15 protein-coding genes are annotated in these 20,930 nt (G+C 65.6%); 3 read left to right on the top strand and 12 right to left on the bottom strand.

What is annotated here, in order from left to right:
- Window positions 1–4: 4 nt before the first annotated feature.
- The 10 genes from QTI66_RS08920 to QTI66_RS08875 all read right to left on the bottom strand — a co-directional run bounded on the left by QTI66_RS08920 (window position 5) and on the right by QTI66_RS08875 (window position 15,085).
- Entirely contained in the window at window positions 5–832 is an 828-nt protein-coding gene (locus tag QTI66_RS08920) for a type VI immunity family protein (protein ID WP_286559093.1), read from the bottom strand.
- Window positions 833–1,021: 189 nt separating this feature from the next.
- The gene (locus tag QTI66_RS08915) at window positions 1,022–1,966 is read right to left on the bottom strand and encodes a PAAR-like domain-containing protein (RefSeq protein WP_286559091.1); all 945 of its coding nucleotides are present in this window, start codon (window positions 1,964–1,966) and stop codon (window positions 1,022–1,024) included.
- Window positions 1,967–1,976: 10 nt separating this feature from the next.
- Window positions 1,977–3,026 (bottom strand): hypothetical protein, encoded by a 1,050-nt coding sequence (locus QTI66_RS08910; RefSeq protein ID WP_286559089.1) that lies wholly within the window; start codon window positions 3,024–3,026, stop codon window positions 1,977–1,979.
- Window positions 3,027–3,037: 11 nt separating this feature from the next.
- Complete coding sequence (locus QTI66_RS08905) at window positions 3,038–4,042, bottom strand: DUF2169 family type VI secretion system accessory protein (protein WP_286559087.1); 1,005 nt, start codon at window positions 4,040–4,042, stop codon at window positions 3,038–3,040.
- 10 nt (window positions 4,043–4,052) lie between these two features.
- On the bottom strand, window positions 4,053–5,369 hold the full coding sequence (locus QTI66_RS08900) for a methyltransferase domain-containing protein (protein WP_286559086.1): 1,317 nt from the start codon (window positions 5,367–5,369) through the stop codon (window positions 4,053–4,055).
- A gap of 20 nt (window positions 5,370–5,389) precedes the next feature.
- Window positions 5,390–5,929: a DUF6484 domain-containing protein gene (locus QTI66_RS08895; protein ID WP_286559084.1), complete on the bottom strand. Its 540-nt coding sequence runs from the start codon at window positions 5,927–5,929 to the stop codon at window positions 5,390–5,392.
- Between the two features lie 828 nt (window positions 5,930–6,757).
- On the bottom strand, window positions 6,758–8,197 hold the full coding sequence (locus tag QTI66_RS08890; RefSeq protein ID WP_286559083.1) for a C25 family cysteine peptidase: 1,440 nt from the start codon (window positions 8,195–8,197) through the stop codon (window positions 6,758–6,760).
- A gap of 14 nt (window positions 8,198–8,211) precedes the next feature.
- Window positions 8,212–9,504, bottom strand: a complete 1,293-nt coding sequence (locus tag QTI66_RS08885; RefSeq protein WP_286559082.1) for an alpha/beta fold hydrolase — start codon at window positions 9,502–9,504, stop codon at window positions 8,212–8,214.
- A 10-nt stretch (window positions 9,505–9,514) separates the two neighbouring features.
- Window positions 9,515–13,072 (bottom strand): CHAT domain-containing protein, encoded by a 3,558-nt coding sequence (locus QTI66_RS08880; protein ID WP_286559080.1) that lies wholly within the window; start codon window positions 13,070–13,072, stop codon window positions 9,515–9,517.
- Window positions 13,073–13,261: 189 nt separating this feature from the next.
- Window positions 13,262–15,085, bottom strand: coding sequence for an acyl-CoA dehydrogenase (locus QTI66_RS08875; RefSeq protein WP_286559079.1), 1,824 nt, complete (start codon window positions 15,083–15,085; stop codon window positions 13,262–13,264).
- Between the two features lie 323 nt (window positions 15,086–15,408).
- Between QTI66_RS08875 and QTI66_RS08870 the strand changes: the two genes are divergently transcribed.
- The 3 genes from QTI66_RS08870 to QTI66_RS08860 all read left to right on the top strand — a co-directional run bounded on the left by QTI66_RS08870 (window position 15,409) and on the right by QTI66_RS08860 (window position 19,455).
- Window positions 15,409–16,848 carry a hypothetical protein gene (locus QTI66_RS08870; protein ID WP_286559077.1) on the top strand — a complete coding sequence of 480 codons (1,440 nt, stop codon included), beginning with the start codon at window positions 15,409–15,411 and terminating at the stop codon, window positions 16,846–16,848.
- An 11-nt stretch (window positions 16,849–16,859) separates the two neighbouring features.
- Complete coding sequence (locus QTI66_RS08865) at window positions 16,860–18,332, top strand: acyl-CoA reductase (RefSeq protein WP_286559074.1); 1,473 nt, start codon at window positions 16,860–16,862, stop codon at window positions 18,330–18,332.
- Between the two features lie 61 nt (window positions 18,333–18,393).
- Entirely contained in the window at window positions 18,394–19,455 is a 1,062-nt protein-coding gene (locus QTI66_RS08860; RefSeq protein WP_286559072.1) for an NAD(P)-dependent alcohol dehydrogenase, read from the top strand.
- Between the two features lie 38 nt (window positions 19,456–19,493).
- Here QTI66_RS08860 and QTI66_RS08855 read toward each other — a convergent pair whose 3' ends face one another.
- Together QTI66_RS08855 and QTI66_RS08850 are read right to left on the bottom strand one after the other, a co-directional pair.
- Complete coding sequence (locus QTI66_RS08855; protein WP_286559070.1) at window positions 19,494–20,555, bottom strand: MBL fold metallo-hydrolase; 1,062 nt, start codon at window positions 20,553–20,555, stop codon at window positions 19,494–19,496.
- 116 nt (window positions 20,556–20,671) lie between these two features.
- A partial coding sequence (locus QTI66_RS08850; protein WP_286559068.1) for an electron transfer flavoprotein subunit alpha/FixB family protein occupies window positions 20,672–20,930 on the bottom strand: 259 nt, incomplete at its 5' end.

Below are 20,930 nucleotides of genomic sequence, written 5' to 3'. Positions count from 1 at the left end.
GCGCTTAGCCGTTATTCCAATGGCCGGAGGTGAGTGCATCGAAGCGCGCCAGCCAGGCCAGCCCGCGCTCTTCGTTGCCCATCGGCGTGAACATGCCGGCGTCCAGCCGGACCGGCAGAATCGCGCGGGCGACGTCCGGAAGTCGGCCAATGTCGGTTCCTTGCCAGTTGACGTCGACGACTGGTGGGACGCGCGCCGCGCGAATCATCAGGCCCTTGCCGACGCCCCGCAGTTCGCACCCGGCGAGGGCCGGGCGCAGCGTCTTCTCGCCGCCGAGTTTCGCGACCAAGCGGCCGTCGAGCAGATTGATCCAGTGCGCAGGCGGCGACTTGTCGCGGATCTTCAGGTAGGCAGCGCCGTACATGGAATCGAAGCCGATGTAGCGCGGCAGCAGTTTCTGGATTTCTTCGATTGCCCTGCCGGTCTCCGCGGCCGCATAGGAGAACGACAAACCTGCATTGCCACTGGAGAACGGGAACAACGCGGCGACCTGCGCAAGGAAGCCCGTGACGTCGTCGACGTCCATGCGCATCGGCAGGTCCCAGGGTAGTTCCAGCCGCAGCATGCTGGCTTCGGGGTCGTCCTCGTCCAGGAACTCGAAGTTCACGCCGGCGAAGTGGAAGCCGTAGTCCCCCGCTTGGCCATCCGGTGTGCCAAACAGCGCGAAGCAATGGCTTTCATCGTCGGGGTCAGGGCCGGCGCGCAGGTGTTCGAGTACGTCGCGTTCGACGTAGGCATCGAAAGCGATGCATTCTTCCGGAGAGTGTCTGTCCGGCGGCTCTTCATACTTCGATGCGATTGCGCCGCGCGGCACGAACGCGAGGTAGGCCATCAGCACTTCAGCCGCAGCGGTCATCACCGCAGGCAGCTTGTCGACCGAGTACAGCGTCATTGCGATCACCGGTCGGACGATGACGCGTTCGTCGCCGTCGAGGTTAAAACGGCGCGTCAGGGAGTCAAGGTTTCGTGGTGTCACGTCGCTGGGTTGTTGAAGGCGTTGAGGCAGGCTTGCGAGGCGCTACTACTTTCCGCAGCCTCTGCTGGTGATGCATTTGGGCTTCTTGGTGGGTTTCGGATTGAGCTTCTCGCCGATCTTCAGGTACTTGTCGTGCTGGGAACCCCGCGCGGGCAGGTAGAAACCTGCGTCGGCCTCGCCGCGTCCGCTCGCGCGTTTGAGGGTGCCGCTTTTCCTGTCGAAGTATTCGGTGCCGTTGGGGCAGATGAACTTGAAGTCGAAGAATTGCGTCACGTTGCCGGCGGCATCAACGGAGCACGCGTCGGGGAACCCGCTGCCTTTGGGTGGTGCGGGGCTGTAGCTGCTGCGCGGCTTGGCACGCTTGCCGCTTTTGAGATAGCCGCGCTCGCCATCGACTCCGGTTGGCTTTTTCGCCTTGATCGCGTCTTCGCAGCATTTGTGCTTGGCATCGCCGACTTCCTTGCATTCGCCAGGCGGTTTGGGCGGCGGCGGGTTGCGATGGCAATCGCACATGATGTCTTGCAGGATCTTTTCTTCAGGCGACGCATCCTTCGAATACTGGTTGACGCCGGTCATCGTCGCGCCTGTGTTGGGCGGGCTGCCGCTCGGACCGCAGTTGTTGAGCATCGGCTCGCTCAGGAGGTGAACGGCCTTGCCTTCGATCTTGACGGTCATCGATCCCGGCGTGATGAACTTGGCCGGGCCGTGGGTGTTGGCGGAGATGAGCCCACCACCGGTTCCCTTGCTCGCCACGTCACCCATGCTCTCGAACATGGCGCCGCGGATCGCGACCGCGTTACCTTCGATCAGCACGCTGGTCGAATAGCCCTGCGGCGAACTGCCGGACTTCGCGATGTTGGGCAGTGGCGACGGGATGAACGGCGCCGGCGGGCCCGGCATCTTGCAGACATTAGGCAGCGTCGCCTTGGCAATGCCCATGCTGCCCTTGGTGACCGGTGTCTTCGGAGGGTGGATGCCGACGGTGCCCATGTGCCAAATCCTAAGGTGCGGTGTATGGTGTGTCGAGCAGGGCCGCCGCGCGCAGCCCGTTTTCCGACCCGGCCCACAGCAAGGTGCACGGTCCTTGCGCATAGCCGCGCGCCGCGGCTTCGCACGCGAGCATCGCGAACAGCGGGCCGGAAGCTGCACCGGTGTCCCCCCAGCCGTCGGCCGGCGACCAGTAGCCGGTCGGGTCGTCGAAGTTCTCGCCGGCGCGCAGGCAGACGAAGCCCCATTCCTCGCCGCGGTAGCGTTCGCCGTTGATGTCGCAGATGACGGTGTTGATTGTCTCGTCGGGTCGGGCGAGCCAGCCGACAGCCGTCTGGACGATTTCCGACAGGCCTTCGCCGAGACAGATCTGGTCACTCTTGATGACCTTGCTTTCGCGTCCGACCGCGACCGTGCGCACGCCGGCCAGCGCGGTCAGACCGAACCGCGTCAACGCACCCTCGGTCATCAGCAGGCAGAAGCCCGCGCCTTCGGCGGGCACGAAGGCCGAGCGCGACACCGACCCGACAAGTTGGCGGTTGCCGTCGAGCCAGTCAAGCGTGTCAGGATGGAAGTAGCTGTCGACGCCGCCGAACAGGCAGACCTCGGTGCCGCGCTGGCGCATGCGCTCGGCAGCCACCGCGAGAAACGCGAGTCCGGCGGCGTGGCCCTGGGCGGAGATCGTGAGTTCGTCGATCTGGATGGGAAGGTCGGCGAGTGAGAGCAGTTCTTTGCGGACCGCGTCGGCATCCTCGGGCGTAAATCCTGGACGGAATTCGGGCAGCGCAAGCAGGACCGGTACGCGCTCTTTCGGGCCCCCCGTGGAGTTGCCGAGGCACAGGCATGCGTCATGCAGTGCTGACGTTGCCAACGCGACCAGCCGCGCCCGCCCGACCAGCGTGGGATCGAGCGCACCGTCCAGCGCGGTGATCATCGGCTCACCCGCTTGGTCGATGTAGAACGGGTGTTCGCCAGCCGCGCTGATGCCAGCGCGATAGGCCGCGGCGCTGGCGGCCGCGTGCAATCCGAGCGGCGTCCTTGCGCCGATCGCGGTGATGTACATGCTGGACGTCACTACAGAATCCTTTTCTCGCGGATCACAGTTTCATCGAGGTAGTCGCAGTCGGTGCGGCACAGCAGCGAGGTCGACCACACCATGATGACGCGAGGATGGTCGGGCTCGATGATCACCGATGAGAGCCGCGCCCGGTGTTCTTCGATGCGGCGGTCGATGCGGGTGGTGAAGGTGAGGTGGATGCGCGGCAGCACGAAACGCATCGAACCGCCGACGCTGAGGTTGGCCAGTTCGACCGGCTCGCCGCCGCGCAGCGGGTTTTCCGGCCGCTGGTCGACCGGCGCGCACTGCAGCGAGTGCGCGTCCCAGTCTTCGGGCAGCAAGGGCAGGCGCTTGGCTTTCCAGGCGTCGTCGTAGGTGCCGGCCAGTTCGCGCCGTGGTGACCAATGGCCGTCGATCGCGCCGAATCCGGCGGGGCCGTCCTTCTCGAGGTTGCCGTTCGGGTACTCGAAGTTGGGCAACGGCAGGCCGGCGCGCAGCGTGGCTGGCCCGATTACGCCGCGGCCGACCGGGTTGCGTGCGTCAAGGCGGTGTTGCCGCGGGTCGGGCGCTTGGTGGTCGTAGCCTCCGTAGGCGCGCTCGTAGGTGAGTGGCACCTGCGTCACCGGGGTTGGCGACGAAGGCCTGCCGCTCAGGGGGCCGTCGTTCCAGGTGCGGTCGCCCCGCACCCGCAACACTTTTTGAATCGGGCCGACACGCAGGCCGACGGTAAATTCGGTGCTGGGCCGTCCGCCTGGCGCGTGTGCGCTGCCGTTGACGAGGATGTCGGTGGTCGGTTTGGGTGCCACCAGGTCGGCGTCGTAGCGCAGGCTGGAGGCGCCGGGCTCACCGTGGTACTCGGGCGCCAGCAGCGCCGGGAGCTGTTCATCGGCCAACTGCACGCGGCCATCGGAAAGGATGTCGAAGCTGGCCTTGACTGCGACAAGCCACACATGCACGCCGTCCTTGTCGCGTGTCCAGGAGTTGCCGGCCTGGTAGGCGGTGCGGTTGTTGATGGCCCACATGGTGTTGGTCCTAGCCAGCGGCGATGCGCGTGTGGTAGCGCGTCGTCGCGTAGCCGCCGAGTTGGGCTTCCAGTCGGGCGAGTGGCCGCGAATCGGCAACCGGATCGGTGGGCTCGGACAGCCGCAGTTCGAGCAGGCCATTGCGGTGGAGCAGCAGCAGGTCTTCCATCACGGCGGCCACGTCGTCGAACAGATCGGCGACGCGCAGGCCGCGGGGCCAGCGCGGGTGCAGGCGCGACAGCGCCGCGGCCATTGCAGTGTCGCGCGTTTCGACCTCGTAGCCGGTGGGTGGGTGTTGGAACCAAAGGGCGCCATCGTCCCGGACGGGCGATGGCACCAGGCACGACGCGAGGCTGAATTCGGCGAATTCGCAGGTGTTCAGCGGGCGGGCCGTATGCGGGCCGCGCGTCAGGATGGGCGAGTGGAGCTGGCGGTTGCACAGCAGATCGGCGGTGTCTTCGACCGCACGGCCGACCCAGTTGAAGTTTTTCAGCTGCGGCGCGAAGTGGACCGGCACGCGGCCAGATGCGTAGTTGAAATCGGCGTCGGCGACGAACTCGAAACCGTGCGAGCGCAGCAGCGCGAGGAAGTCGCTGCGCCAGTACGCCCGGTTGATCTCGCTGAGGAATTCATGCGCCACGTACGAGGGATCGTGTTCGCCGACGAAGAGGAACTCGTTGGCCAGCAGGCGCGAATAGGGCGAGGCCTCGGCCTGGCCTGCGGACTCGAACGAGCTGGCAATCTGCTTGGCGACCCGCTGCGCCTGCAGCGCACGTTCGTGCAGATCTCCACCGTGGGCGGTTTGCGCCAGCAGGAACTCACGCACCATCCCGCGCATCGACCAGCCGGGGTAGGTGTTGTAGTTGAGGTAGAGCAGGCCGCCAGGCCGCAAGGCCTTGCGGCACAGCGACAGCAGCGCGTCGCGTGCGTCGTCGGGGACCCACGAGAAGATGCCGTGGCCGATGATGACGTCGAACTCGCCGTCGAGCAGGTGTTCGGACTGGCGGAAGTCGGCGTGGATGAAGCGCGCGTTCTTCAGCTTCAGCAGGACGCACCGCTCGTTCGCGAGGGCAATCTGGCTGGCCGCCCCGTCGATGCCGACGAAGCTGGCGCGGTTGCGGTGGTGCGCCATCGGCAGCAGGTTGGCGCCGTCGCCGCAGCCCAGTTCCAGCACCCGGCAGGCGTCGGTGTCGAGACGCGGGCCGCCATGCAGCGCCGATGCGAGCGCCAGCCGCTCGGGCGCGGTCCATTCGATCGGCAGGCAGCGATAGGCAAGTTCGTCGTACGGATTGGTCCGTTCGGCCCAGACCACCCGAGAGCGCGGCATGGGGACGCGCATGGTGATTGTCAGTTGATCTGGACCGAGCCGCCCTTGATCCGGTTGGCGCCGGTCGATCGGCTCTGGACGTAGCCGCCATCGATCAACACCTTGCCCGCACTGGTGAGCTTGATGCTGGCCTTGCCGCAGCGCAGCACGAGCTCCTTGCGTGCGCTGACGACAACGCGGTCGCCGTCGGTCTCGACCTCGATTTTGCCGGATGCGTCGACGAGCCGTTCGACCGCGGGCTGCAGCACGCCCATCACGATCGGTAGCGCGGCATCGCCGTTGTCGAACGACAGCACGACTTGGCGGCCGATGTGCGCGGCGTGCAGATTGAGCACGGTGCGGGCTCGCACCGCAACTCTTCCGGGTTGGCCGGCGTATAGGACTAACGGTGTGCAGCCGTCGTCAGTGATGGCGATCAGTTCGCCGATCACGACCTCGGGCAGCGAATGCTGCCTCAGCACGACGGGGCGGGCGCTCAGCAAGAGCGCCAGCGCGTCGGGTTGCCCCGGCTCAGCGTCGGCGAGAATCAGCTGTTCCTCGGGCAGGTGTTCTCGCTGCATTGGCGTTCCTCGTGAGCTCTCCAAGATTTTCGAGCCCTTCTGTTTGCATTGTTGATCCACTGTGCTACTTAGGCAAATTGCGATCACTTACGAGAGTTTGACTGACCGCACCAGCCTAGCATCATCAATATGTATGAATTTGCCTTGCACGTTGCGGTTGCTATTGACCTGCCCCCTTCGGACTTGCCAGCCATTCAGCCGAAGTCCGAGTTGAACGTTAGCAGATCTCGGTGGTTGGTGGTTGAGCGGCGTCGTCGGCGAGCCGTCGATGCTGCTCCCGTCTGCGCCACACCTCAGCGAAGAAGAAAGGCCAACATGGAAGCAAACGCACAAGGTTGGCGCCGTCTTACTCATCCCCAAACGGCTTGGTAGATCTGAAGTGGTTCCTGGCGAAGTGCCAGAAGGGTTGATCACTTCGCGACTCCTTTAACGCTCTCGAAATTGCGAAGGCCACCAGCGCGCCCGTGCGCCGCGATGACCGGTATGTGGCCGATAACGTGAGTACAAAGGTCGACGTCGACCGACCGGATCCGCTGCTGTGCCGAAGTGCGGGCCAACAAGCCGGATTTCAGCAACGGGCCCCGAACGCCAGTTCGCCACATGCCACACCGCCGTTCAACGCAATTTTCGAGGCCGCTGCATGCGACCCGCTATCGAACGTCAAGTTCCGAGGTGCAACTGCACGAACACCATCAACGGGTGTCATAGTCAGCTCTCAGCCACTTCCAACATTCAGCTCGAAAACCCGAACAGCCGCACCCACCCTGCAGCGCTGGCTCGCCGCAGTCCCCACGGCGCCTGCCCGTGAACGAGCCGCTTCACCGCTGGCTAAGCGCGCATATCCTCCACCCGCAGGCGTACCGCCGGATCCCCAAGCGTCAGATAGTTGCGCGCGTCATCGCGCGCGACCCATCGATTGGCAAGCGCGGCCTGGCTCACCTGCCCCGGAAGGGCTTCTTGCTGGCGCTGCTGGTCAGAGAGTTCCGCGGACAGTACGGCCCAGCGCAAGTTGAATTGGTCGGTGCACGCGCCGATGCGCTCGCCTTTCATCGCCCTGACCAGCACATCGCGAAACTCCTGCACCTGGGGTGCGCCCCTGCCCACCTGGAACGAGTAGGACCAGGCACGGTCGATGTGCGCGATGACGGCGAGCGCTCCGCTCGCCAGCACCTTTTGCGGAAGGCGCGCGACCATCGGTGCCGCGGCAATCTGCTTCGGCTTGCCGTCGGGCAGGCGCGAGTAGGTATCGAACTGGGGGCATCCACCACCGTAGCAGGCAAAGAAGAAGTGAATCAGGCCACTGACCTTCGCGTCCGCCGGGACGTCGGCGGCGGCGAAACAATGTTCCGGCTTGACGGGCCCGCCTGGCCAGTCGCCGCACAGGATGGCCCCTTGCCGCTCGCGCTGGCCCATGTCGTCGAGCGCGAAGCTCACGCCGTGGGATCCGGTGAAGAGCAGGGCAGGTGGCCCAACGTCCCCCTGTTCGCGCAGCAAGTCCTGCAGGTTTTCTTTCGTCGCCGCATCGCCAAGCAACGACTGGATCTGGAAACCCTGGCGTTCGCCAACAGGCTTCATCGTGGTCGTGCCCGCAACCAATGGCGTTGCCACCTGGTCCATCAGCAGTGCGGTCGCCCGGTCGCCTGGATTGCGTGTGCTGAAGATCGCCATCCGCTTGCGATGCGGGACCGTCGCGGCGGTTTCATAGGCGACCACCCCCTCGGCGTAGGCACGGTACTCGGCGGCGGTATCGAAGTCGAGTCGGCCGACACTCCAGTAGGTATCGAGCAGGTACTGGAATTCGAACGGAATGGCTGCCGGCGAACCAACGAGCAGCAGATACAGCGGCACCCCGCCCAGCGGATCGACAATCGCGAGGCCCACGCTGGACCGGGCCAGCCAACCCGCGACGGTGTCGTTCGGCCGATAACCCGCAGCGCCCTCGTACAGCTTGAACAGGCGCGTGTCGTTGACCTGCTTGCGACGATGCTCGATCAGCGGTTCCAGCGCCTGCCGGATGGCGGGGTCGGCGTCCTGCGCAAAGATGACGCCCCAACCCGCTTCGTCGAGCTTGTTCGGATCGACGTCGGATACCGCAAGGAAGTCGACGTTGTCGCTCGACCCGCGCGCCTGGACAGCGTCCGCGCTGTCGTCGATGTGCTTCAGATCCTCATCCGTGAGTCCGGGCAGCAGTTGCCCCGTGCTCGCCTGCACACCCATCGGCAGTGGCATGTCGTCCGCACCGAGCGGGACCACCTGATCGTCACTCATCGCCATCTCCCGCGCTACGCACGCGCAGCTTGCCAGATGGCATGCGCGACCTGGGGGCCATCAATGTCCGAGTGTGCTCCGGACGCGCCGCTCATCTTCGCGATGAACTGGCTTCCTTCCAGGTTGTGGATCGTGCCTGGCTTGAAGTCGTATTCGCCCGTTTGCACAAGCAACTTCGCCGAAACGACCCCGTCCATGCCCTGGATGCCAAAGGCTCCGACGGCGCCGTACTCCGGCAGGGGCGCGAAGTCCACATTGCCGGACAGGCGTGCGGCGAGCGGATAAAAGGTTCCCACGGCGCTGTCGTGTTCCGACGTGGTGACGACGATCGGGCCGCGCACCGCGCCGCGCTTGATCATCGCGTTGAAATAGCCGCTGCCTTCGTGGTTGGGAATGTGATCGGCATAGCCCCACAGGGAGAGGGCGCCCTGGACCAGCACCAGCGAATCGACTGCGCGCGGCAGTGCAGCCGCACCGTCCGGACCGCCCAGGATCGACGACACCACGATGCAGCCGAAGCTGTGGCCCATCAGGTGGAACCGCGCTTGCGGCAGCGCCTGCTGGAGGCTGGCGATGAAACCATGCATGCCGACTTCGCCGACCTTGCGTGCGCGTTTCTTCATCTTCCAGAACGACAGCTGCCGCAACGGCCCGAGCAGTCCCCCGAAGTCGAAGCCGCCGAATGCCGCACCGCCTTCGTTGCCGGCTTCGAACGCCTGCCCCGCATCGAACGCCACTTCCTCCGCATCCGGCGGGCCGCCGGGCCGCCCAGCCTTGCGGCCGATCTCCTCAGCCAGCTTGCGGTACGCCTCGGCGACCGGAGGTGGCAGTGTCATCGCCCCGGCATTCGTCTCGTTTTCGGCCAGGATGATCTGCAACTGCGCGCGCACCGCATCGGCATCGCCGCCAAGCCGCTCGACGTAGCGCTCCATCAGTTCGCTCGTTTGCGGCGCGGTTGGTGAGAACGAATTGCCGCCAAGCTCATCGTCGCCCCACGGCAGGCTCGGCCAATGCAGGCCAATCCACAGCGGCTTGAAGCCGGCTCCCATCGCGTCGGCGTCTGCCGTCAGATCGGTCATCGCCTTGATCCAGCGGTTGTATTGATCGATCGCGGCGGGCACGTCGCCTTTCCAGCCGTGGCTGAAGAAGAAGACGTGGCTCGGCGGGGATGCGGTCGCGTCTTGCAGGATGCGCGCGCTCATCTTGCCGCCAACGCCTTCCGCGTCGTCGGTGCGTTCGTTGCCGTCGCTGTCGAAGGCAATCAGCGCATAGCGAATGCTGGTGCCCGGGATGGTCCTGTTTGGCATGGTGTCTCCTTCAATTTGCGCTTTCTGCCGAGCCCAGCGGGGCGCCGGACTCGGTACCGAGTCCACCGCTCAAGCGCCAGTAAATCACTTCTGAAATCTCGAAGTTGAGGCTGTCCAGGCGGGACAGTGCGGCGCCACCGTTCGCCTGGTCCACATCGGCGACGTCGCCAATCGAGGCGCCCCATTCACGCTGGCGCACCTTGCGCAGGACTGCAATGGATTCCTCGTTGCCGATCGATCGAAGCGCCTCGAAGGCCTGGTAGCGCAGGCGTTGCCGGTGGCGCTGCTCGCGCTGGGCAGAAGCGCGCGCCCGTCCGTGGTCGCTCGCCATTTCGAACTCCTGCTCGACCAGTTGATGGCAGCGCTGGCGCAACGTATCGAGTTCAGCCTGCGGAGCGGACGCACCCTGCAGACCGAGCAATGTCGCGTAGGAGCGCAGCGCGCGACCGGCCAGCACCTTGTTGTCTGATTCGACGCTGCGGCGCAGGAATTCAAACTCGACGGTGTCAGGTGTCGCAACGCCCAGGCGACCGATGAGGTAGGCGAGGTAAGTGGACCATGGCGCCTGCGGCAGCAACGGCTCGACGACTTCCTTTGTGACCCGCACCGGGTCGAGCATGGCAATGGCGTCGGTGATGGCCCACGTGACGTCGGCGTCGCCCGACTCAGGGGGGTTGGCCCGAAATGCGCTCAGCAGATGCGCGCTGCCCGCGTCGTCGGAGAACGTTCCCAGCGCGAAGGCCGCGACCGCCGCCGTGCCGGCATCGCGTGCGTCGAGCAACGCGCAGATGGCCTGGATATCAAGCCGCAGCCAGGCGCCCAGCAACTGCTGCATTTGCTGGTTGCGCTGCAGGACCGGGTCTTGTGCGACGTGCGCCAGCGTGGCCTCCTGCATTCCGAACAACGCCTGCGCGGCGGCCAGGCGGACCCCTGAATAGTCGTAGGCGCGCTGGCGCTCCCAGTTCCAGCGGACCTTCTGCGTGGCCAACGACACCAGGTAGGGGATCACACGCACGTCGGCCAGCAGTCCGAGTGTCCTGATGGCCTTCAGGCGCGTCGCAGTCGAGCGTGCGTTCTCGTGGCGAGAGCGCCAGACCAGGGTATCGACAATCTGGTCCACGACGTCGTCCTTGACCGGCGTGCGAAACCGTTGCGCGCCACGGGCCTCGTGTACGCAGCGCGCGGCGATGAACACTTGCTCGCCCTCTGTCAGGGCGCTGCCGGCCAGGATCTGCCGGACCAGCAGGTCAGGGTTGTCGGTCAGCCCGGCGAGGACCACCAGCGTGACATCCCACCAGTAGGCGCGGCTGAGGCGGCCGAGCGTGGCGGTGATGTCTTCGAGGTGCCGGTCGTGCTCCGCCGGCGGCAGCGCGTCCAGGTACTTGGCGCAGTAGTGCCACTGCAGGCCACGGTACGCGAAGGACACGCCTTCCGTGCCGCTCCAGACGAGCAAGCCGCTTTCTTTCAGGATGCCCTCGAGGAACTGTTGCAGTTGAAAGTCGCGGTTGCCGCGCACCTCGGCCAGGATCTTGTAGACCTCGGCATCGGACAGGCTGACCTGGCGGGTGGCCTGCATGCGCCAGGCCATCCGGCTGAGGCCTTGCTCGGCACGGTTGCGCGCGCCGCCCGCGCCTTCGAGACGCGCCAGCGCCTCGCGCACGAAGCGGCCGAGAATATCGGCGCGCGACTTGATCTTCGTGTTCTGCCGCGCGCTGTCCATCAGCCGTCCGAGCAGCCAGGGAACCCCCGCAAGATCGAACAGGCGCGTGGACTGCAGATCGATTTCGAGTTGCGGGCAGTGCTTCTTCAGGTAGGGGCTCACCCGCTCGGGCGTCATCACCTGGAGGATCAGCGCGACCGCTCCCGCCGGGTGAGGCGCTCCCGGGTCAAAGGTCAGGCTGTCCGCCGTGAGCAGCACGCGGTGCTTCTGGGCCGATTCCCGCTGAAATCGGGCGAGCACGCCAATCGCATCGGTTCGTGCGGGGCCGCCGATGTCGTCGTCGCCATCCACCAGGAGCAGGAACTCCCGGTGGTTCATGGCCTGCTCGATCTGCTTCGCGTCCAGGCCGTCGACGGCAATGCCTTCGCGGCGAAATGCCGCGGCCACGGCCCAGGCAATCGTGGCGGCGGGAGTCGCCAGTTCGGGTGAACAGTCGCCGAGCGTGAGCGGCAACGGCATGGGCAGGGGGGGCGCGTCCGCGTCGCCGAGCGCAGCGACGCAGAACAAGCGGTGCAGGTGGCTGGACTTCGCCCGGCCGCGCGACCCGAGCAGAACCACATAGGGAGGCTCGGCATCTGGCAGCGGTTCAAGCGCCTTGCGCGAAGCGACCATCAGGTCCAGCTTCGGGCCACCGGCCAACTCCTCGACGCTTTGCTTCACGCTGGAGAGCCCGCCGCGCACGAGCCGGGCGTCCAGCGGAAAGGGCTCCCTCACCCCCGGGCTGTTCTGCCGCTGCTTGGCAAGCTTCTGGGCCGCTGCCCTGACCGGATCGGCCTTCCAGACCCGTCCATCTTTCAGTCGACAAAACAGCACGGGGATCGACCAGTTCGCGCTGCGGCTGCGGAAGATGGACTGACGGCCCGCATTGACGGCAATGTCCACCGCACCCTCCTGCATCAGCGATGCATAGAAGGCGCTGGCAAAACGCCGGGCGTCGGCCATTGGCACAAAGTCCTGCATGGCGACGACGGCGGGCACGCCCCAGCTGACGAGCAGCGGGCCGAGCCCTGCGGTTCCGGCGGAACCCTTGCAGGAGTGCAGGAAGGCAAGGCGCAGCCGTGGCAGCTGGAACTTGACCTTGAGCTCCTGTCCCTCAACCAACGCAACCGTGCCGTCCGGCTTCTCGAGCCAGAGCACGGCCTTTCCCTCACTCAGGTTGCCGTGCGCGATCAGGTGCAGGGCGTTCACGGCCTGGAGCTCCCGTGAAAGCGTGTCGAGCGTGGTCGGGCCTTCGACCAGACGGCAGCAGTCCTTGATGGCTTGCAGGCGTTCCATCGTCGCGGCACTCAGCGGCGTTTGCCCTGACAGCACGACGAGACGCATGTTGCCATCGCTGAGCAGCGCCCCCCAAGTGTCGAGCAGGAGGTCGATTTCACCCTCGACGTCGATGGCGGGCAGCCCCCGCAGATCGCCCGGGTTGGCGATCGCGAGCAGCAGGGTGGGTACATCGGTTGCAGCCGATGGCAACTCCTCGAGCTCGACGTAGCGCGAGAACGGCGTATAGGGCGATGTCGCCGCAGGCCGGTCGTCCTCGTCCGTGTCGAGCATCAGCCGTTCCCAGCGAAGCACCGCGATGTCGGGAGGGTCGACCACCAGGCGCAGGTGTACCGGCGTGCTGGCAGCGGACTTCAGATAGGCGCGCTGCAAGGCCGGCGATGCCAGCAGGGCGTCGCGCAGCAGGCGGCCGTAGGCCACTGGATCATTTGCCTTCTCGATCAGGGCTGACGTGTCAAAGCTCGCTTCGCCCTGGAACCTCGCGGCAGCGTCGAGCTGTGCTTCGACGACGTATGGATCCCCCGGTGCGGCATCGGGCCGCCGGGCGAAGATGCGGATCTGCAGGTCGGTCATCGCTTGAACCGGAACGGTTGTGCACTGCTCGAGTCGGACGATGAACGGTAAGGACGTGGCGGGTCTTTGCCTATACCCAATTCGGCCTACGACCTGCAAGCGTCCAGTGACGAAGCCGCGCTTGGGTGAGGCGTGGGTTTCGTCACAGGCTCGCGATGCCTGTCGCGAAGGTTCAAACCATCACGCGTCTCACAACCAGTGGGCGGGCGTGTCCAGCGGCGTGCGTTCAACGGGGTCGAGCACCGCGAGCCACGCCTCAACCCTGGGCATCTCCCAGCGGAAGAAGTAGTCGCAGGCGGCGAGCTTGCCGCGATGGAAGTCGCTGCCTCCGGGGCCGTTGAGCAACCGCGTCGCAACGATGGCCTGGTCCAACCACAGCCAGCCGACGACGACATGGCCGAAAGCTTCAAGATACGGGCCGGCATTGGCAAGTTGAAGTTCCGCATCCTCCAGCGCGTGGAGCTGCCGGGTGATTTGCCACAGCTTCACCCACGCCGCTTCAAGCGCTTCGCCGTGTTCCTGAAGCGTTGCCACGCGCACCGCGGCGTTGACGGTCGGCGCGATGCGGGCCGAGAGAAGTTGCATCGCACGGCCCTGCATGACCCGCGTCTTGCGGCCCAGCAGGTCCATCGCCTGGATGCCGTGGGTGCCTTCGTGGATCGGATTGAGGCGGTTGTCGCGGTAGAACTGCTCGACGTTGTATTCACGGGTGTAGCCGTAGCCACCGTGCACCTGGATGGCCAGTTCGTTGGCGGCGAGGCCCCATTGCGCGGTCCAGCTCTTGGCGATGGGCGTCAGCAGTTCGAGCAGCAGGTGGGCGTCGTCGCGCGCCGCCTGGTCTTCCAGCGAATGCACGTCGTCGTTGAGGCGCGCCGAATACAGGCACAACGCCAGCGCGCCGGAGGCATAGGCCTTTTGCGCGAGCAGCATGCGCCGTACATCGGCGTGCTCGATGATGGGCACCGGCGGCGACGCCGGATCGCGCTGGCTGCGCGTGCGGCCCTGGGTACGTGTCTTTGCATAATCCAGCGCATGCAGGTAGCCTGTGCAGGCGAGGGCAGCGGCGGTGAGGCCCACGCCGATGCGCGCCTCGTTCATCATGTGGAACATGTAGGCGAGGCCCTTGCCGGGTTCGCCGACGATCTCGCCGATCGCCCCGGCCTCGCCTTCGGGCTTGAACTTTCCCTCGCCGAAGTTGAGGAGGCAGTTGACCAGCCCGCGCTGGCCCATCTTGTGGTTGACGCCAGCCGGCACCACGTCATTGCGCTCGCCCAAGGTGCCGTCCCCGTTCACGAGTCGCCGAGGCACGGTGAAGAGCGAGATGCCCTGCACGCCAGGCGGAAGCTGTCCTCTCGCATCGGGGATCTTGGCCAGCACGAGGTGCACGATGTTCTCCGACACCTCATGGTCGCCGCCGGAGATCCACATCTTGTTGCCGAAGATGCGATAGCGGCCGTCGGACTGAGGCACGGCCTTCGTGCGCACGTCCGCCAGGCTGGAGCCGGCCTGGGGTTCCGACAGGCACATGGTGCCGAAAAAGCGTCCTTGCGCCATCGCAGGAACGTACTTGCGAACCTGCTCGGGCTTGCCATGCGCCATCAGCAGGTTGGCATTGCCGATCGTGAGGTAGGCATAGCCCGCGGTCGCAACATTTGCGCCCATGAGCCAGGCCATGCCGGCCCGCTCCACCACCGTGGGCAAGCCCATGCCGCCCCATTCCTCGGGAAAGGCCGCGGACATGAGCCCGGCCTCGGAGAAGGCGCGCAGTGCGACACCCACTTCGGGGATGACGGTGACCGCTTCGCCATCGAAGGAAGGCTCATTGCTGTCGTTCTTCTTGTTGTGCGTGGCGAAGAGTTCGCTGGCGATGCGCGCGTAGGTGTCCAGCACCGACGCGTAATCGAAGCGGTCCTGCCCGGCAAAGCGGGGGCGGTCGGCGAGGGCATCGACCTGGAGCCAGTCGAAGAGCAGGAAGTCGAGGTCGGTGCGGGAGAGGATGAGTTCTGGGTTCATGCGGACGGAGGAGGCGACGCGCAGTCGCGGCTTCAGATGGCCACTAGGAGACCACAGAAGCTCCCGTGCTGACCCCACCCCTAAATGAGGGGTGGCGCTCAAGGCCGCCATGACCGATCGCGGACCCGATCGAGCTACGGGTAGTTCCCGAGATGCTCGCGTCCGAAGGCGGAGTGAAGGGATTTCGCCCCTCACGCCGCGAACGGATTTCCTTTGTGTGACAACAGCTTGCGCAAGCGTGGAAGGCGCCGGAATCCGGATTGGGAAACGACGTCCCGATTCCTAAACTGACCCGGTCCCAACGCAGAACCACCGAGACAACGATGTCACTTCCGCAAGCCTCCCTTGAAGAAAAAACCTGCGCGCTGCTCAACCAGCCTGCGGCCTTGGTGAACTGGTCGCTCGATGCCTGGGCGCACATGCCGCGCGTCGGGATCGATGCGCTGCAGCTCGCGGCCCTGAAGCAGCGCTTCGCCGAACTGCGCGACCGCATCCCGATGCTGAAGAAGCTCGCCGATGCGCAAGGCATCGATCGCGTCGAGCAGGTCGATGACGTCGTGCCGCTGCTGTTCGAACACACGGTCTACAAGTCCTATCCGCCTTCGCTGCTCGAGAAGCGCAACTTTGCGCAGATCAACAAGTGGCTTGGCAAGCTGGTGACGCCCGAGATCGCCGACAAGCTCGCAGCAGCCGATGTGAGCGGCTGCGAGGGCCTGGACGACTGGTTCGAGCGCATGGACCAAGCCGTGCCCGAACTGCGGATGAGTCACACCTCCGGCACTTCCGGCACCGTCTCCTTCCTGCCGCAGAGCGTGAACGAATGGCGCAAGGCTTGCCAGGTGCGCAAGATGTATATCTGGGGCATGGGCGGCCCGGACACGCCGGACCCCGATCTGCACACGGTCTATCCCTACTACCGCGCCGGCTACCTGAGCCACGTGCGCGCGAACGACTTCCTCATCGAGGCGCTGCTGCCCAGCGAGGCCAACTTCCATGCGGCCTATCCGTCGACGCTCTCCAGCGATGTGCTGCACCTGGGCGCGAAGATCCGCGCGGCGCAGGCCAAGGGCACGCTGGACCGCCTCGAGATCGCGCCGACGATGAAGGCCAAGAAGGTGGCCTTCGACAAGCTGCAGGCCGAGATGCCGCAGCACCTGGCCGCCTTCTTCGAGCGCGCGACGCATGAGCTTCGCGGCAAGCGCGTGTACATCGGCGCGACCTGGAACCTGCTGCACAACATGGCCAGGGCCGGGCTGGAGCGCGGTCTCGAAGGCGTGTTTGCGCCCGACTCCTACATCACCACCACGGGCGGCGCCAAGGGAGTGGTGCAGCCGCAAGGCTGGCGCGAGGACGTGCTGCGCTTCACCGGCGCGAAGGTGCTCAACGAGACCTATGCGATGTCCGAAACGCCCAGTGGCTCGCATGCCCGCTGCGAACACGGCCACTACCACTTCGCGCACACCGTCATCCCCTTCCTGCTCGATCCGGAGACCAGCAAGCCGCTGCCGCGCACCGGCCGGCAGACGGGCCGCGCCGGTTTCCTGGACCTGGGCGCGGATACGCGCTGGGGCGGCTTCATCACGGGCGACGAAATCACCGTCGAGTGGGACAAGCCCTGCGCATGCGGCCGTCACAGCGCCTACGTGGCGGCCCCGATCCAGCGCTACAGCGACAAGAACGGCGGCGACGACAAGATCACCTGCGCCGCCACCGAAGACTCGCATCGCGAAGCGATGGACTTCCTCACCACCCTCGAAGTTTGATACCCATGAGCATGAGCACCAACAACAAGCCCGTCGCCCCGATGATCATTCGCGGGCAAGTCATCACGGACCACCTCGTCGAGGTGGGCGGCCGGGGCGGCGATCTCGCCTTCCTCACGCCGGACTGGAACCGCTACATCGACAAGCTGCCGCTGGGCAACCCGACCAAACTGGCCGACCTGTACAGGCTCAGCTTCGACGACATCCTCGACTACGCCGTCGAACTGGGCCAACGGCTCAACCTCGCGGACAACCGCCACTTGCAGGAAGCCTGCGAGCTCTCGTACCTCACCGCGCCGACGACGCCCTCGCTCGTGAAGACGAGCTACATGGGCCTGAACCGCATCCTCGAGCGCGAGAGCATCATCGAAGCGGTCGAGGCGAGTGTCGGCATCGAGTACCTCGAAGGCTGGGTGCCGCGCAAGCTCATCGACGGCACGAAGCTGGAAGTGCGCTGCTTCGGTTCGCGCGCGCTGCACATCGTGGCCGGCAATGCGCCGGCGCTGTCGCTGTGGACCATCCTGCGCAACATGGTGCTGCGCAGCGACGCGATCATCAAGGCACCGTCCAACGATCCGTTCACCGCGCTGGCGATCGCCCGCACCATGATCGAGATGGCGCCGGACCATCCGCTGACGAAGCATGTGAGCGTGGCCTACTGGAAGGGTGGCGACACTGCTTTCGAGGAGCGCCTGTACCAGCCGCAGAACATCGAGAAGATCGTCGCGTGGGGCGGCTTTGCGTCGCTCAAGCATGTGACGCGCTACGTGCAGCCCGGGCTGGAACTCATCTCGCTGGACCCCAAGCGCAGCGCCAGCATCATCGGCAGCGACACCTTCCAAAGCGAAGACGCGATGCGCGAGGCTGCGGTGCGCCTGGCCACCGACATCGGCGTGCTGAACCAGAAGGGCTGCGTCTGCGCCCGCGTGGTCTACGCGCAGAGCGGCACGGATGAAGACGGCGTGCAGAAGCTCAGCGACTTCGGCCGCATGGTGCATGAGGCGCTGACGAAGCTGCCCAACAGCGTGAGCACTGCGGCCAAGCGCTACGACCCGGGCCTCAAGGCCGAAGTCGACGCGCTGCGCCTCGACGACGAGTGGTACGAGGTGATCGGCGGCGAGCAAGGCGAGGGCGCCGTCATCGTGTCGAAGATCCCCGAGGCCGTGTCTTTCTCGACCCTGCTCGACGACCGCACCGCCAACCTCGTGCCGGTCGATTCGCTCGACGAAGTGATGGATGCGGTCGATGCCTACACGCAGACGGTCGGCATCTATCCCGAATCGCTCAAGAACGAACTGAAGGACCTGCTGCCGCTGCACGGTGCGCAGCGCATCGTCTCGCTCGGCTATGCGGGCGCGATGAAGATGGCCGCGCCGCAAGACGCCATCGAGCCGATGCGCCGCATGGGCAAGTGGATCTCCAACCAGATTGCATCGCCAGAGACCACGCCGGCGCTCTGGTTGAGACCGTCGATTCCCGCTTGATTTTTTCTTTGACGCCCCGGCCGGTCCGGGGCTTTTCTGTTTTCTGCAAGGACCTTTTGAAATGACCACCTTCACCGCCTTTTGCGCCTGCGAGGCCCACGGCCAGTTGATGCCCAAGCTCTTCGAGCGCCGAGCCCTTCGCGCCGACGACGTTGCCATCGAGATCGCCTACTGCGGCGTCTGCCACTCCGATGTGCACCAGGTGCACAACGACTGGAAGAACACCGTCTACCCCTGCGTGCCGGGGCATGAGATCGTCGGCCACGTCACCGCGGTGGGACCGGAAGTCACGCGCCACAAAGTCGGCGATCGCGTCGCGGTCGGCTGCTTCGTCGACAGTTGCGGGCAGTGCGAACCCTGCCAACTGGGGCAAGAGCAGCACTGCACCGGCGGCGTGACCGCCACCTACAACGGCAAGGACCGCGTGACCGGCGAGAACACGCTGGGTGGCTACGCCGACAAGATCGTGGTGCGCGAGAAGTTCGTGCTGCGCGTGCCCGATGCGCTGGACTTCAAATACGCCTCGCCTTTGCTGTGCGCCGGCATCACCGTGTGGACGCCGATGCGCGAGCATGGCGTCGGCAAGGGGACGAAGGTCGCGGTCGTGGGCCTGGGCGGGCTCGGCCACATGGGCGTGAAGCTTGCCGTTGCACTGGGCGCGCAGGTCACGGTCATCACGACCTCACCCTCCAAGGCCGATGATGCGCTCGCGCTGGGCGCGCACAAGGTGCTGCAGTCCACCGACCAGAAGGCCATGATGGCCTCGCTCAACGCCTTCGATTTCATCCTGGACACGATCCCGAAGCGCCACGACGTCAATCCCTACCTGATGCTGCTGGGCCGCAACGGTGTGCTGACCGTGGTCGGCGCGATCGACCTGCTGGAGCCGGTGCACGGCGCCCTGCTGATCCGCAACAACCGCCGGCTGACGGGTTCGCTCATCGGCGGCTTGCCCGCGACGCAGGACCTGCTCGACTTCTGCGCGGAACATCAGGTGCTGCCGCTGTGCGACTTGATCGACGTCCGCAGCATCAACGAGGCCTACACGCGCGTGCAGGCCAATGACGTGAAGTACCGCTTCGTGATCGACATGGCGTCGATGAAGGGTGTGCAAGCCGTGTGACGGCCGGTCATCGGGCGCCGCCGCCCGGCGCCCGGCTGTCAGGCGGGTCTGCGGTACCAGGCCGTCCCGTCGGTGTCGATGGACTTGACGGCGCGCCCGGCATGAACCAGGTAGTTGAGACAAGCGATGGCCTCGCCCGTCGCCATGCCGAACAAGGCCATCTGCGATTCGTCGATCGGTCGGCCGAACAGGGCAGCAAACACATCCACGACGCGCTGGGGCGACTCGAGCGTGGCCTCGAGCTTGTCGAGTGCACGGTGTTGCGAAGACACCAGGTAGTCGAGTCGCGCGTGCAGCCCGTAGAAGCAGTCGTTGTGTGCCGGCAGCACCAGCACGTCGTCCGGCACTTCGCGCCGGATCTTCGCGAGTGACGCAAGCCAGTCGGCCATGGGATTGGCGTTGGGCTCTGTCGGGATCACGGACACGTTGGACGAGATGCGCGGCAGCACCTGGTCGCCCGAGATGAACACTTTCAGCGCCGGGCAATACAGGCAGGCGTGCTCGGGCGAGTGGCCATTGCCCGTGACGATGCGCCACGCATTGCCGTTGATTTGCACTTCCATGCCATCACCCAGGCGTTCGAAAGCGTCGGGCAGCGCGTGGATCTGATGGCCGAACCGGCCAAAACGTGCGCGATAGGACTCGATCGCGTTGTCGCTCCAGCCCGCTTCGCGATAGAAGCCAATGGCCTCGGGCGGTGCCTCGCGTCCGCTGTCCGATGCCATCACACGGCAGGTGAGGTATTCCAGGCGCGTCATCCACAGGCGCGCACCCAGCTTGCGCGTGAGCCAGCCGGCCATGCCGACATGGTCCGGATGCAGGTGCGTGACGAAGATCCTCTTCAGCGCCGCGCGCTTCGGATGGCTGGCGAGCAACTCGCGCCAGACGCTGGCGGTCTCTTCGTCCCGGATGCCCGTGTCGACCAGCGCCCAGTCGTCACCGTCATCGAGTGCCCAGAGGTTGATGTGGTCCAGCTTGAAGGGAAGCGGCATCCGGATCCAGTGCACGCCCGGCGCCACTTCGAGCAGGCCACCGCGCGGGGGCGGCGCCTTGAAGGGGTACTTCAAGAGGGGTTTTGCATCGGTCTGCTTGGTGCTCATGGAACTCCTCGTTCGAATCGGTCCACAGATTGTCGCAAGCCGTCCACTCGTTGCGCTTGATGCGGACTTGCTGGAGACATTGTCGAAGCAGCGCCATGGTTGATCCCCCCGGATGTTCAGACGGCGCCTGCCAGCTCCGGCACGGCAACGAACAGATCAGCTTCAAGGCCGTAGTCGGCGACGCTGAAGATGGGCGCTTCGGGGTCCTTGTTGATCGCAACGATCACCCTGGAGTCCTTCATGCCGGCCAAGTGCTGGATTGCGCCCGAGATGCCGGCGGCGATGTAGAGCTGCGGTGCGACGATCTTGCCGGTCTGGCCCACTTGCCAGTCGTTGGGGGCGTAGCCTGCGTCGACGGCGGCGCGGCTGGCGCCC

The organism is Variovorax brevis, from assembly GCF_030317105.1.
GTDB classification, from domain to species: Bacteria; Pseudomonadota; Gammaproteobacteria; order Burkholderiales; family Burkholderiaceae_C; genus Variovorax; species Variovorax brevis.
This window is presented reverse-complemented; position numbering and strand designations above follow the sequence as displayed.